Below are 13471 nucleotides of genomic sequence, written 5' to 3'. Positions count from 1 at the left end.
CTCTCCATAGGTACTACAGCCTCTTACTTTTTCTCTGTCTTCTGTTCCAACATCTTAATGGAATCCAGATAGTCTTTCTCCACTTCACTAAGCGTTCTGGCCTTGTACTTTTTGTATTCGGCAGTCGCTTTATCCACGGCCTGTTTATGGCTCACACTCCCATTTCCTTGCAATAGCTGCTCACCGCTCATCGTAAGAATACGATCTAGGTGTTCAGCCCAGTCTTTCATGGTCATGACCTGTTCCCGTTCCGCCTGACGCTCCGCGAAATCCAGATACCCGGAGACAAGCTGGCCCATTGCGCGAAGCTCCTTTTCGTTCAGGTAGTTCTTCGCAACCACCGCTTCTTTCAGTGTGGGCTGTTTTCCGGCAAATGTGGTAAGGCCCATAAATTCCTTTTCAGCATCTGCTCTCGTGTAAATGACCTCAGCCGCTGTTTGACCATGAATGGCATAGTGAATCTTATTCTGGACTTTCCTGAAAAACTGGACAGAAATCTCCGCATGAGGGTCATAGTCGATGCTGGTGGCGTAAATTTCCAAAACCTGCCGATAAAAAACCTTTTCAGATGCACGGATATCTCTGATCCGCTCCAGCAGTTCCTTGAAGTATCCGCCGCCCAGATTTTTCAGCCGCTCGTCATCCAAGGCAAACCCTTTTCGCATATACTCTTTCAGAATCCCGGTTGCCCAGATACGAAACTGTGTACCGCGTTTAGACTTTACACGATAGCCGACCGATATAATCACGTCTAGGTTATAGTATTCAACCTGATAGGTTTTCCCGTCAGCGGCAGTTGTTGCAAATTTTGCAACAACTGAATCGCGCACGAGTTCACCCTCTGAAAAAATATTCTTGATATGCCTTGAGATCGTGGATTTATCCCGCTGAAACAGCTCGGCCATCTGATCAGCAGAAAGCCAGACGGTATCGCCGTCAAAGGTTGTCTCAATTTTGGTTAAACCATCTTCCGTTGTATAGATCATCATTTCGGAACCAGGCATTTTATCGTTTGGGTGTTCCATTCGCATTCACCTCAGATTTTAGTTATAAAATTTGTTTGGACATTTCTATCACGTTCATTATATCATGCAGCAATTTTGCTTTCAACTGCTTCCTGCTTGGAATCAGAATCTTTTTTATCTACTTCGGCGTTGTCCATCCTATCACAAGGCACTAAAGGAGCAGACATATTCTCAATATCTAACTCTGAAGCGTATTTTTCGATTAGATTGGCCAACAGGTCTGCAAAACCGCTCCACTCATCTATCATAGGTATTTTCCCTTTCTTTTCTATGAGGCTGTTTGTAAAATTCCAATACTTCCGGCGGTACCTGTTCCAGAATTGCCACAGCACTGTCATAGTCGCGCCGCAGCTTGAGGTCTTCGATCTGCTTTAGGGTGCTGACTTTCTGCGCCGATGCAAGAGATTCTTCCAGTTCGGCATTTTTCGTTTTCAACTTTTTGTTTTCGGATGCTGTTTTCGTGAAGGCTACGCCATATTTCCGCAGCAGTGTGTCCATCTTCTCCACGCTGGGAATATAGGTATCCAGAATCTTGCAGATTTCCTCCGCCCGGCTTTTTGCATTAAATGGAGTAATGCCAGTGAGCAGTTGCCCCAGTTTTTCCTTCTGTTTGGTCAGTCGGGTCATCTCCTTGAACACGCGGGGCGGAATGTGGTCGCGCCCGGTCAGGCTGGCGCTTTCGCCGCGCTCCAAATCCGGGAATTTCTTGACCATGTGTTTCCAGAACTCATCCTGCCACCAGGTCAGCTTCTTTTTGTTGCCCATAATGTCTTTGGCGCTAAGCCTGCCATCTTCCGTAAGCGGGACAAAACAAAGGTGCATATGGGGCGTTTTCTCGTCCATATGCACCACGGCAGATATAATTGTCTCTTTGGATTGATGCTGTTCCAGAAAGTGCAGAGCTTCCTCGAAAAATGTCCGAATCTCAGCCCGCTTCTTCCCCTTGAAGAACTCCGGGCTGGCAGTAAACAGCGTCTCGATCATACGGATACTGTCCTTCCGGGTACGGCATCCGGCGGCAGCAATCTGCCGTTCCGATTCCGTCCGGTACTTGCCGGGCGGTTTGACAAGATGGAAGTTGTACTTGCTTCGGCTGGTATCCACATCGGGATTGCTGGCGTACTTTTCCTTTGTGCGCTCGTTATGGGCCTCGATATTGCCGATTTCAGGCCCCTTGTATTTTGCAAATCGCATAATCGCGTACTGTGCTTTTTCCATGCTCAATCCCTCCGTTTCTGCCAGACAATGTCATATCCCAACACATCAGCCAGCTCCACGGCCTCCCGATACCGCAGCGATTCCCGCTGCAATTTCCCGGAAAGATTGGATACGCTGTCGCTCCAGCCGTATTCGTCATGCAGAAGATCAACGACTTCCTGCATGGTGTAACCAGCGCGGATGATCTGCGCCTTGATTTCGTTTCTGATCTTTGATTTCATGATAATCCTCCAAATTTGTTGCCCATAAAAAGAACCGGCTGCGCTGGATGGCGTACCGGCTTCATGGGATGATAAAATTGTTATAGTTACTGTTTTGCGATAGAAATGCTTCCTCGCGTATCGTTGGTCAACAGCGGAATATTCGGCTTCGCGGAAATGCGGGACTCTTCACCATTCGGACGGTATCTGCGCGAGACGGCGCAACGTGTGCGCAGTTCCGCGAGCCGCTATTTGGCGAACGGTGTGCGGATAAGGGAGAAACATTTCGCCGTTTTGTGATTGCTTCAAAATCTGCCTGCAAAATCACGGTGTTTCTTGGCTGTTTTGGTTGTTCCCAAAATGAGAACGACCACTTTAACTGCATAAAGCATTCCTGCAATATATGAGGTAACAGGGTTAATCGCTGCGTACATACGTACCGGCGACCAGAGCGGAAATCAATCCCGCCAGTCTTCCGGTACGTACGTACATTGTGAAGCGTCCGTAAACTCGTTTATATGCGGCCTTGCCACTGCCTCAATGCCCATAAAGCCCCACACCCGGCGTCCTGCCGAATTGGTGATCGTGTTGCAGTGTTCCAGATTGTACTTGCCGCAGGCGGCCACCAGCGCATCGCTGAAACTGCGGCGTTTGAGTGCAGTCAGACTGTTTTCCTCGCACCACATCCGGTAAATGTCGTAGCAATCCTTTGAGCTGATGGATGCATCCGCCTTCAACCGGATATAGCCCTCGGATTCCAGAAAGTCGAGCACGTTGTTGTTGTCCCGCTTGACTGCCTCCCGGTTCTCTCTGGTGCGCTGGCTCTCGGTGAACTTGAAGTTGCTCGTCACCAGCCGCTGCAATCCTGCAAAAGCCCAGAGGAATATGCCCTCGATCTCCGCTTTCATCTTTTCAGCCAAGTCGGGATCATCCACACGGTCAACAGGTTTCTCTTTTGTGGTCAGCACCAGCTGCCGCCGGTAAAAGCCATCGCTGCGGTCAAAGAGTGCCTGTAAGTCGCCGTTACTGAACGCCAGCAGCCGGGCGCACATCCAGCCCTGATAGCTCTGCTTGCCCTTGCGCTCCAAATCCATCTTGCCCTGCGCGGTGACGATGGATTTGACGTAATTGGTTTGGCGCAGGGCCTCCATCCGCATATCGTCATCGACACACAGCAGGATGTGCTCTAGGTCAGCGCGGGCGAAGCGGTTCTCGGAAATTTTGCCGATGCTGCCGTCCTTCATGTTGCTGCCAAACAGCGCGGACAACACCGCGCCGATCTGGCTCTTGCCCTCGCCGCCGTTACCTTTAATGACCATCATCCGCTGACCTTTGTTACTGGGGATCAGGCAGTATCCAATGAACTCCTGCAAGGTGGGAATGTCCTCCGAGTACAGCAGCCTATCCAGAAAAGCCAGCCAGCGGGCAGGCGCGGGGGCGTTGGGATTATAGACCACCGGCAAACGACAGCGCACGATCTCCGGCTTGCCATCTGTAAAAGTACCATCCAGCATTAGTGTCCCATTAGCCAGATGGATACGATCAGCCTGCGGCGGGAAATCCTCCACCAGTGCAGCCAGCTTCATCAGCTCCACAATGTTGCTGATTTTGCGGGGAATGTTGCTGACCGCGCAGCATTTCAGTTCCTCAAAAATTTCTCCACGCAGCGGAAGCTCATCGGTCACGCGGCCATCGGGCGTGAAAAAAGCCCCGTTTGTGTAGATGATTTTGTGCCTGCCGAGAAAATCGTCACAAAACAGGGCTTCATTGATATGCTTGCCGTCAAACCAGATGGGCTGGTTGACCTCAGGCGATTGCTTGTTCTTCGCCACGGTGCTGCACCTCCTTTTCCAGATGTTTCAGCCGCTGCTCCAGCGCGGCGATGGTTCCGTCCTTCAGGAGCATATCCACCGCCTTCACGCGCTGCTCCAGTTCCGCAAACATGAGCACGTCCAACAAATGATTTACATAATCGATCATATGACACGCTTCCACAAATCGGTCATCTGGATCATCCTCCGGCGATTGTGGGACGTACTCGATTTTCCAGTGTTCCAGCAAGTGCAGATAATCACACAGCACCCGCTGGCAGTACATCTCATCGTTGCGGAAGGCCCGCGCCAGCGGATAGGGCTTTTTCAGCGCCATTGCTGCCGGGGGCTTGTCCGGGTCAATGCCGAAATCATAAGCCAGTTTCTTTGCGGCCTCATAGCTGCTCAGACCGAACAGTCGTGCCACAAAGTCGATCACGTCGCCGTTAGCTCCACAGCCGAAGCAGTAGAAGTAATCTCTGTTCAGCTTCATGCTGGGATGCCGGTCATCGTGGAAGGGGCAGCAGATCATATCGCCCCGATTGACCTTGCATCCGTAGTGCTCGGCGGCCTGCTTCACAGTGACAGAGGATTTTACAGTTTCAAACAAATTCATAGGCTATGCCCTCCATAATTTATTGACGGTATCTGCCCGTCTGCCTGAATATACGGAGAAAAAGCCTATAGACCGAAAAATCCCACATAAGTGCAAGAAAAGAAAAAAAGCCGCCCTCAAATCTTGCAAAAATGCAAGACCTCAGAGCGGCGAACCCAGCGGAAAGCATTTGCCCACACTGGGTTTATAAGGTATAATGGATGCAACGAGTTTACAGGAAAGAGGTGCGGCATATGGAGGGAGCCTATCTGCCCGGCAATGTCCGGCAACGGATGCAGGAACTCATGAAGGAACATAAGATTACCCAGGCACAGCTGGCGACCCGCATCGGCAGCACCGAAAGCGCCATCAGCCGGTTTGTGAGCGGCAAGACGGATAAGATCAGCACAGAACACTTGCTCCGCATTGCAAAAGTGTTTGAAGTCTCCACAGATTTCCTGCTGGGGGAGGTCAATACACCCGACCGAACAAATTTTGATATTGAAGAACTGGGCCTGTCGGTGCAGGCAGCGCGGAATCTGTATACTGGGAAAGCCAATGCGGAGATCGTCAACCGCCTGCTGGAAAGTCCGCGCTTTGCAGAAGTCACCTACATGATCGAGCAATATTTTGACGATGCCCTGGCCGCCGGTTTCGCCGGACAGAACCAGATGCTTACCACCCTCAGCGCCATGCTGCGCCGGAATGTGAAAACGGATGCCGCAGTGCAGGCGGCCAGAGCTGTCAACCGGCAGAAAGTTCCCGTATATCAGGCCGACTTAACGATGATACAGAATACTTTCATGGCGGCACTCCGGGAAGTGAAGAAAGAGATTGGTAACGATTTTACGGTGGCACAGTCCTTGACCAAGGGCATCACCCAGCAGATGTTCTCCGAGTTGACAAAAGGCCAGGATGTCCAGGCACCGACCATCACGCCGGAAATGATTTCCGCCGCCGTCACCCAGAGCGCGGCAGGAATGGACGGCGTGCAAAAGGAAGCGTTGGACAAGTTCGGTCAGGCGCTGACGGAATTTCTCCAATCCACCTTAGACCACGCGCAGGAGAAACAAAATGCCGACCCTGAGCAATGAGCATCTGTGCAAGCTGGCGCAGGCTGGGGATACGACTGCCCGCGACATTTTGCTGAAAAGTAATCTGGGATTCATCCGAAAAATAGCGCTGGAACAATACCGAAGTATGGGGCTGGATGAAAATGATATTGGAATTGATGTAGATGATTTGGTGCAAGAGGGAAGTATCGGCTTGCTGAATGCGATCCCTTTATTTGATGCCGGACGGGGCATGAAATTCCTGACTTATGCGGCACCGGCAATCCGCAATGCCATGACAGACTGCATCCGCGCCGCCCTAGCTCAATTTGAGCAACGGATGATGGATAAGAAAGACGGCCCCGGCTTCCAGAGAGTATATCTGGATGACATTCTATCCGATGATGAACGGATGCTGCGGATCGAGGCCATTGCTGACCCTCACACCCAAACGCCGGAACAAATCTATATCCAAAAAGAACAGCTGACGGAACTATATGCGGCGATGGACAAGTTGACCGCCAGAGAGCAGACCTATCTTCTGTACCGCTATGGATTTACCGATGGAATCGAGCACCCGCTGATCGGCGCGGCACTCCATTTCCATCTGAGCGAGAGCCGGACAAAGAAGGTGGAGGGCGAGGCGATGGACAGCCTGCGTGGGAAGCTGCCGTGGTGGTTCTGATACGATGGTAAGCAGCGGCTGACGGGGGCTTTGATATACCTTTGTTCCGCAGATGACAAGGCTGGCAGACAGTGCATATTCGCACCGCCTGCCAGCCTTTTTCTGTCGCTTATGCTGCCCCGTAAGGGGCAACCTTTCCCGCCAGAACGCCGCAACTGTAGCCACACTTTCCGGGGCGTGCTACAATTCCGGCTGTCATCTGCTCCACAAAGGTATAACACACTAGACTTTCCTACGGAAAATCGTGTGCCAACAGGGATACTGCTCGCCCCTATTGGAAACCCAGAGCCAAAGGGGTTCTACGCCCCTCTGGACACCCCGCCTGTCCGTGCAGCAGCAATCCATTCTGTACCTACATGTTGGATATGCACTTGCCCGGACAGGTAAAGCAGGCACAAAAATTTACCTGGGAGGCGGGCAGGTTTCTATGCCTGTTTATTTGGCGAATATCGCAAGAGGGTGCAATAATTTCTTGTTTATGATGACATATTTTTCTATAATTTGCTTGAACAATGTGTAAAAGGAATGAGGAATGTTATTTTAGGCATCTGCAAAAACTTTTGTCTGGAAAGTACTTTGAATACTATTTTTATGCAAAATAATATAACCAAAGTGGACTATGCCAATCCTGGCGCAGCCGTTAAGCGTTCGGGAACCGAATGCGTAGCCAGACCACTTGTGGGCTGTCCTTGGGGCTTGGGGAAATCCCCAACAAGCAGGAAGAAGTCTTTGTATATACGAAGACACTGCTCGCAAAAGACTTGTCATTGCCACATTGTGGTTTCCATAGTTAAAAATATAGCGTATACTCAACAACATCTATGATAAGACCGAAAAAATTGAGCTTTCGCTTAATTTATATATTGTCTCTCCGCCCTTGGATGTGTATAATGTAGAGTAGTGCGTATCCACTTATTTGGCGTAGGAAGGAGAAGGGTATGGGCGTAAGCTATAAGAGATTGTGGAAGCTCCTGATAGATAAGGATATGAAGAAAAAAGATTTAGCCGTTGCTGCTAATATCAGCACATATACAGTCAATAAGCTGAACCATGGGGAAAATGTAAACACAGATACGCTGGTAAGCATATGCAAAGTACTGGACTGCACATTTGATGACATCATGGAATTGATTCCTGACGAGCAGTCAGAGTCTCACGAAGCGCAAAAATAACTTAGGAGGCCCAATGTTATGGCGAAACTTGAAGATATTACAGTGGGCAGCCACCTGACTGGAATTGCTGGGAATGAGCCTGTCGATGTGGTTGCTGTCCAGTGGTATGGAAACAACGTCATAGAGATTACATACAAGAACAGTAAGGGCGTTCCCGGGACACAGTTGCTTTATCGTGAAAATGAAGAAAGCATTCAGGTAGAGGATAAGCATCTTCCGTGGAGTTTTGATGCGGACGGGAATCAGGTGCGTTTGGCATCCGAAGCGTATCGTATTGGCCTTGCGCATTTGTTTGACCCATATCTGGCTGTACATACTTCTTCCGTGGAACCTCTGCCGCATCAGATTTCTGCTGTCTATCAGGAGATGCTGCCGCGTCTCCCGCTCCGATATGTCCTGGCGGATGACCCCGGTGCCGGTAAAACGATTATGACCGGTCTGTTCATCAAGGAACTGATGGCTCGTGGCTCCCTCAAACGATGTCTGATTGTTTCTCCGGGAAGCCTTGTGGAGCAGTGGCAGGATGAGTTATTCCAGAAATTCCATTTGCATTTTGATATTCTGACTAACGACAGAATTGAATCTGCGGCCACCGGCAATGTGTTCAATGAGGTGGATTTGTGCATCTGCCGCTTGGATAAGCTGGCCAGAAACGATGCAATACAGGAAAAGCTCAAGGTCTCGGAATGGGATTTGATTGTTTGCGATGAAGCACACAAAATGTCTGCCACTGTCTGGGGTGGTGAAGTAAAATATACGCGCAGATTTCTGTTGGGCAGATTACTATCCAATATCACAAAGAATTTCCTGCTGCTGACGGCAACCCCTCACAATGGCAAAGAGGAAGATTTTCACCTGTTCCTCTCTCTGATTGACCCAGACCGTTTTGAGGGGATCCACGGGAAGTCCCAGCAGGCCGTCGATGTCTCTGATGTGATGCGCCGTCTGGTCAAGGAAGAACTTTTGAAATTCGATGGTACTCCGCTGTTCCCGGAGCGGATTGCCTACACCGTAAATTATGACCTCTCTGACATGGAGGCAAAGCTCTACGCTGCTGTGACCGATTATGTGCAGGAGGAATTTAACCGGGCCGACAATCTGAACAATGATAGAAGAACGACGGTTGGCTTTGCACTGACCATTTTGCAGCGCCGTCTTGCGTCGTCACCGGAGGCGATTTATCAGTCGCTCCACAGACGGCGGGAACGTCTGGAACACCGGCTTGCGGAAGAACGTCTTGGCAAACGGGGCGCGGAGATTGCCGGGGACTTTGACGATTTTGATGACGATGACCTGCCGCCAGACGAGCAGGAGGAGCTGGAGGAAAAGGTGGTTGACCACGCTTCCGCTGCTGCTACCATTGCGGAGTTGGAGGCGGAAATCAAAATCCTGAAACGACTGGAGCAGATGGCCAATCAAGTCCGTATCAGCGGTATTGACCGTAAATGGGAAGAACTGTCCCGCCTCCTTCAAGATAATGAGAAAATGTTCGGAGGCGATGGACAGCGCGAGAAGCTCATCATCTTTACTGAGCATAAGGATACATTGAATTATCTGACGGACAAGATTCGTTCCTTACTCGGTAACAAGGAAGCTGTCATTACGATTCACGGCGGAATGCTCCGTGACGAACGGCGCAAGGCAGAGCAGCTTTTCAAGCAGGATGTGGGTGTTCGAGTGCTGATTGCAACGGATGCCGCTGGCGAGGGTATCAACTTGCAGAGAGCGCATCTGATGATAAACTATGATTTGCCGTGGAATCCGAACCGGCTGGAGCAGCGGTTTGGCCGTATTCATCGTATCGGCCAAACAGAAGTTTGCTATCTGTGGAATCTGGTTGCATCCGAAACACGGGAGGGTTTCGTGTTCCAGCGCCTGTTCCAGAAGCTGGAGGAAGAACGTCAGGCGCTTGGCGGCAAGGTGTTCGACATCCTTGGCAAGATGACATTTAACAATCGCTCCCTCCGCGACCTGCTTATTGAGGCAGTGCGGTATGGAAACGACCCCAAGGTAAAAGCCCGCCTGAATGAAGTGGTAGACAACACCATAAACCGGGACGAGTTCCAGAAGCTCATTGAAGAAAATGCCCTGACCGATGATGTGATGGATGTTCATACGGTCATGGCCATCAAGGAAGATATGGAGCGAATGGAGGCGCATAAGCTCCAGCCCCATTTCATCGAGGCTTTCTTTGTAGAGGCATTCCAGTCCGTGGGCGGAAAGATTCGCCGCAGAGAGAAAGGCCGGTATGAAATCACTTCCGTTCCCTATGCCGTGCGGAATCGCGACACACAAATCGGCTATGGCGAGCCGGTGCTGACCCGCTATGAGCGTGTGTGCTTTGATAAAGAATTTTGCAATGTTCAAGGTCTAACGCCCGCCGCACTGATATGCCCCGGCCACCCATTGCTGGATGCCACTCTGGACTTGGTGCGGGAGCGCAGCATGGACGTGATGAAGCGAGGAGCCGTCTTTATTGATGACAGTGACTACAGCACATCCGCCCGTCTATTGTTTTATATCGAGGACGCCATTCAGGACGGCATGATTTTGAAGGATGGAAGCAGACGAACGATTTCCAAACACGTCCACTTTGTGGAGCTGGACGAGCAAGGAACGGCAACCGGCGCAGGATACGCGCCCTATCTTGATTATCGGGCGGCGGATGAATCGGAAACGGCGGCGGTACTGAAATGGGCACATTCTCAGAAATGGCTTTGTTCCGGCGTGGAGGACATGGCAAAGAGCTATGCCATTACGAACCTGATACCTGAGCATTTTGCAGAAGTCAAAAGCCGCAAGGAAGCCATGCTGGACAAGACTGCCAAGGCCGTCAAAGACAGAATGACCGCAGAAATCCAGTATTGGGATTATCGTGCCAGTGAGCTGCAACAGAAGGAGGCTGCGGGAAAAACCAATTCCAAGCTCAACTCCAAGCTGGCTTCCCGCCGCGCAGATGATTTAACGGCACGGATGCAGGCGAGGCTGGAGGAGATTGCGAAGGAGCGAAGAATCTCTCCCATGCCGCCCGTCGTGACCGGCGGTGCGCTGATTATCCCCAAGGGATTGCTTCGCAATTTGATGGGGACTGGCTCTCCGACTGCCTTTAGTTCCGGCGACCGGCAGGCAGTGGAATATGCAGCCATGGATGCAGTCTTACAAATTGAAACGTCTCTCGGCTATCAGCCCAAGGATGTTAGCGCGGCAAAATGCGGCTATGATGTGGAATCCTATGTGCCGGAAAGAATGCGTCAGCGCCTGACTGCTTACGCACTCAGGATGATAGAAGTGAAAGGACGCAGAAAAGGTGCAACGACTGTAACGGTCAGCAAGAATGAGATTCTGACAGCGCTGAATAAACCCGAGGAATTTATTCTGGCTATCGTGGAAGTGGACGGAAAGAACACCCACACGATTTACCTGAAGCATCCGTTTAAGAACGCGCCGGACTTCACGGCAACCAGTGTGAACTATGACATACAAGATTTGATTGCAGAGTCTGAGATTCTGTATCAGAAATGAGGTGAGATATAACCATGAAGGAATGGATTATGTCTGCAAATCCGTTGATTTACAATCACAGGCTCGCTTTTGAGCAGCAGAATTATATTGATTGGAAACAGACAAGAAACTTTGAAATAGGAGATATTGTATATATCTACTGCACAAAAACAATTTCTAGAGTCCAATACAAAACTATTGTTGAAAAGATAAATATGACAGCTAGTGAAATATCTGATGATTCTCGATTTTGGGTCAAAAATGTTGGCAATATTTACGGTAGATATATGCGACTGCGACTATTGGGATTCACTGATAGAAAGGAACTGACCTTTACAGAACTTAGAAAACACGGTATGACCTATGCACCGCAAAGTCCTTCTCGCGTGAAACCGGAGTTGAGCGATTACCTTGATTTCTATTTTGGAGGTTTCACAAATGAATAGAAAGAAGCTAATTGAAGTTGCATTACCTCTGGAAGCTATTAACAGAGAATCATCTAGAGAAAAATCCATTCGACATGGTCATCCATCAACTTTGCACCTATGGTGGGCACGACGTCCTTTAGCAGCAGCCCGCGCTGTAATTTGGTCAAGCCTTGTAGATGACCCTTCCTCTCACCCGGAACTGTTTCCCAGTGAGGAGGAACAGAACCTTGAACGTCAAAGACTTTTCCGAATCTTAGAAGAGTTGGTCATATGGGAAAACTCTAATAACAAGGACGTATTAGCTACTGCAAAGGCCGAAATCCTGAAATCTACAGAGAGTTCGCCACCTGAACTATTGGATTTGTTTTCAGGTGGCGGTACCATACCATTGGAAGCTCAGCGTTTAGGCTTAAAAACTCATGCCCATGATTTGAACCCAGTATCTGTCATGATTAATAAAGCCATGATAGAAATCCCGCCCCGTTTTGCCTATATGGCACCGGTCAATCCCGATGCCCGTACCAGCGCGATGGCTACGACGTGGAGTCGTGCGCAGGGATTGGCAGAGGACGTGCGCTATTATGGCGAGTGGATGAAACAAGAAGCCTTCAAGCGCATTGGACATCTCTACCCCAAGGTCAAGTTGTCTCGAGAGCAAGGCGGTGGCGATGCTACCGTCATTGCTTGGATTTGGGCGCGGACTGTGAAGTGCCCGAATCCTGCTTGTGGGTGTGAGATGCCACTGGCAAGCAGTTTTGTACTGTCCAAGAAGAAAGGAAAAGAAGCATGGGCCAAGCCCATTCCTGACGGAAACCGTGTTCGCTTTGAGGCACACAATGAGAAATGTCCCAAAGAATATCAAAGCTATAAAACTGGTCGCGGAGCGACATTCAAGTGCCCCTGTTGTGGAGAGGTCACATCTGATGAGTATGTAAAACAGGAAGGCCAAGAAGGTAGGATTGGTAGTCAACTCATGGCCATAGTAGCCGAGGGTAAGCGTGGACGCATTTATTGCTCTCCAAGCCAAGAACACATCTTTACGGCACAGATTGAAAGGCCAGAAGATGCTCCCACTGGTATGCTGCCGGACAATCCCCGTTGGTTTAGCCCTCCTGCTTTTGGTATGAACCATTATGAGGACCTGTTCACTCCCCGCCAGCTCACAGCCTTGACTACATTCAGTTCCTTGGTAGCAGATGCTCAGAAAAAGGCGGAGGCAGATGCAGTTTCTGCGGGAATTGCCGACGACCATCTTCCTCTATGCAAAGGTGGGCAGGGAGCCAGAGCTTACGGAGAGGCGATAGGTGTTTATTTGGCGTTTGTAGTTGATAGACAGGCCAATTATTCTTCTTCATTAAATGGGTGGAGTGGGGACTTTATTATTCAGACATTTGGTAGACAAGCACTCCCAATGGTATGGGATTATGCGGAATCCAATCCTTTTTCAAATTCAACGGGTAATTGGAGCGGTGCAATAAACTGGGTGGTAAAAGCTTTGGAAAAACTGCCTGCAGAAGTAGAAGGCCAGGCTCAACAATTTAATGCACAGCAAGATTGTATGCTTCGAGAGGTCATGATTTCTACAGACCCACCTTATTACGACAACATTGGCTATGCGGATTTGTCAGATTACTTTTATATTTGGTTGCGCAGGTCGATAAATAATACTTACCCAGAGTTGTTTTCAACTATGTTGGTTCCAAAGGCTGTGTTTGTCAAACGAAAATGTGAGCAAAAGGGCCCCAAAAAAGTGAGCACCTTCAGCACCAGATTTCATGTCGTGA

12 protein-coding genes are annotated in these 13471 nt (G+C 49.8%); 6 read left to right on the top strand and 6 right to left on the bottom strand.

Features of this window, described 5'->3' with window-relative positions; genetic code table 11:
- Positions 1 to 23: 23 nt before the first annotated feature.
- The 6 genes from WMO64_RS09630 to WMO64_RS09605 form a co-directional block, all read right to left on the bottom strand.
- The gene (locus WMO64_RS09630; protein WP_349231828.1) at positions 24 to 1025 is read right to left on the bottom strand and encodes a virulence RhuM family protein; all 1002 of its coding nucleotides are present in this window, start codon (positions 1023 to 1025) and stop codon (positions 24 to 26) included.
- 62 nt (positions 1026 to 1087) lie between these two features.
- Entirely contained in the window at positions 1088 to 1273 is a 186-nt protein-coding gene (locus tag WMO64_RS09625; RefSeq protein ID WP_349231827.1) for a hypothetical protein, read from the bottom strand.
- Positions 1263 to 2243, bottom strand: coding sequence for a MobV family relaxase (gene mobV / locus WMO64_RS09620; protein WP_349231826.1), 981 nt, complete (start codon positions 2241 to 2243; stop codon positions 1263 to 1265). Before mobV ends, WMO64_RS09625 begins: the two co-directional genes overlap by 11 nt.
- Positions 2244 to 2245: 2 nt before the next feature.
- Positions 2246 to 2464, bottom strand: a complete 219-nt coding sequence (locus tag WMO64_RS09615) for an LLM class flavin-dependent oxidoreductase (protein ID WP_349231825.1) — start codon at positions 2462 to 2464, stop codon at positions 2246 to 2248.
- Between the two features lie 437 nt (positions 2465 to 2901).
- Entirely contained in the window at positions 2902 to 4275 is a 1374-nt protein-coding gene (locus WMO64_RS09610; protein ID WP_349231824.1) for a DNA primase family protein, read from the bottom strand.
- The gene (locus tag WMO64_RS09605) at positions 4250 to 4870 is read right to left on the bottom strand and encodes a CHC2 zinc finger domain-containing protein (RefSeq protein WP_349231823.1); all 621 of its coding nucleotides are present in this window, start codon (positions 4868 to 4870) and stop codon (positions 4250 to 4252) included. Before WMO64_RS09605 ends, WMO64_RS09610 begins: the two co-directional genes overlap by 26 nt.
- A 233-nt stretch (positions 4871 to 5103) precedes the next feature.
- Here WMO64_RS09605 and WMO64_RS09600 point away from each other — a divergent pair, with 233 nt between their 5' ends.
- The 6 genes from WMO64_RS09600 to WMO64_RS09575 all read left to right on the top strand — a co-directional run.
- Positions 5104 to 5943, top strand: a complete 840-nt coding sequence (locus tag WMO64_RS09600) for a helix-turn-helix domain-containing protein (protein WP_349231822.1) — start codon at positions 5104 to 5106, stop codon at positions 5941 to 5943.
- Positions 5924 to 6586 carry a sigma-70 family RNA polymerase sigma factor gene (locus tag WMO64_RS09595; RefSeq protein ID WP_349231821.1) on the top strand — a complete coding sequence of 221 codons (663 nt, stop codon included), beginning with the start codon at positions 5924 to 5926 and terminating at the stop codon, positions 6584 to 6586. The genes WMO64_RS09600 and WMO64_RS09595 overlap by 20 nt, the downstream gene beginning before the upstream one ends.
- Positions 6587 to 7524: 938 nt before the next feature.
- Entirely contained in the window at positions 7525 to 7758 is a 234-nt protein-coding gene (locus WMO64_RS09590) for a helix-turn-helix domain-containing protein (protein ID WP_076780289.1), read from the top strand.
- An 18-nt stretch (positions 7759 to 7776) separates the two neighbouring features.
- Positions 7777 to 11280, top strand: a complete 3504-nt coding sequence (locus WMO64_RS09585; protein WP_349231820.1) for a helicase-related protein — start codon at positions 7777 to 7779, stop codon at positions 11278 to 11280.
- 14 nt (positions 11281 to 11294) lie between these two features.
- Positions 11295 to 11705 carry a hypothetical protein gene (locus tag WMO64_RS09580; protein WP_349231819.1) on the top strand — a complete coding sequence of 137 codons (411 nt, stop codon included), beginning with the start codon at positions 11295 to 11297 and terminating at the stop codon, positions 11703 to 11705.
- Positions 11698 to 13471, top strand: a 1774-nt coding sequence (locus WMO64_RS09575; protein WP_349231818.1) for a DUF1156 domain-containing protein, incomplete at its 3' end; no start/stop codon positions are given. The genes WMO64_RS09580 and WMO64_RS09575, both read left to right, overlap by 8 nt.

This window comes from Pseudoflavonifractor intestinihominis, from assembly GCF_040096055.1.
Taxonomy (GTDB): Bacteria; Bacillota; Clostridia; order Oscillospirales; family Oscillospiraceae; genus Pseudoflavonifractor; species Pseudoflavonifractor intestinihominis.
The sequence above is the reverse complement of the archived record's forward strand: the minus strand, read 5'-3'. Positions and strand labels throughout refer to the sequence as shown.

What these genes read in the sequence shown, in the direction of transcription:
- WMO64_RS09630 (WP_349231828.1), bottom strand. Translation starts at nt 1,025, where the DNA reads ATGGAACACCCAAACGATAAAATGCCTGGTTCCGAAATGATGATCTAT.
- mobV (WP_349231826.1), bottom strand. Translation starts at nt 2,243, where the DNA reads ATGGAAAAAGCACAGTACGCGATTATGCGATTTGCAAAATACAAGGGG.
- WMO64_RS09585 (WP_349231820.1), top strand. Translation starts at nt 7,777, where the DNA reads ATGGCGAAACTTGAAGATATTACAGTGGGCAGCCACCTGACTGGAATT.
- WMO64_RS09595 (WP_349231821.1), top strand. Translation starts at nt 5,924, where the DNA reads ATGCCGACCCTGAGCAATGAGCATCTGTGCAAGCTGGCGCAGGCTGGG.
- WMO64_RS09580 (WP_349231819.1), top strand. Translation starts at nt 11,295, where the DNA reads ATGAAGGAATGGATTATGTCTGCAAATCCGTTGATTTACAATCACAGG.
- WMO64_RS09590 (WP_076780289.1), top strand. Translation starts at nt 7,525, where the DNA reads ATGGGCGTAAGCTATAAGAGATTGTGGAAGCTCCTGATAGATAAGGAT.
- WMO64_RS09600 (WP_349231822.1), top strand. Translation starts at nt 5,104, where the DNA reads ATGGAGGGAGCCTATCTGCCCGGCAATGTCCGGCAACGGATGCAGGAA.
- WMO64_RS09615 (WP_349231825.1), bottom strand. Translation starts at nt 2,464, where the DNA reads ATGAAATCAAAGATCAGAAACGAAATCAAGGCGCAGATCATCCGCGCT.
- WMO64_RS09605 (WP_349231823.1), bottom strand. Translation starts at nt 4,870, where the DNA reads ATGAATTTGTTTGAAACTGTAAAATCCTCTGTCACTGTGAAGCAGGCC.
- WMO64_RS09625 (WP_349231827.1), bottom strand. Translation starts at nt 1,273, where the DNA reads ATGATAGATGAGTGGAGCGGTTTTGCAGACCTGTTGGCCAATCTAATC.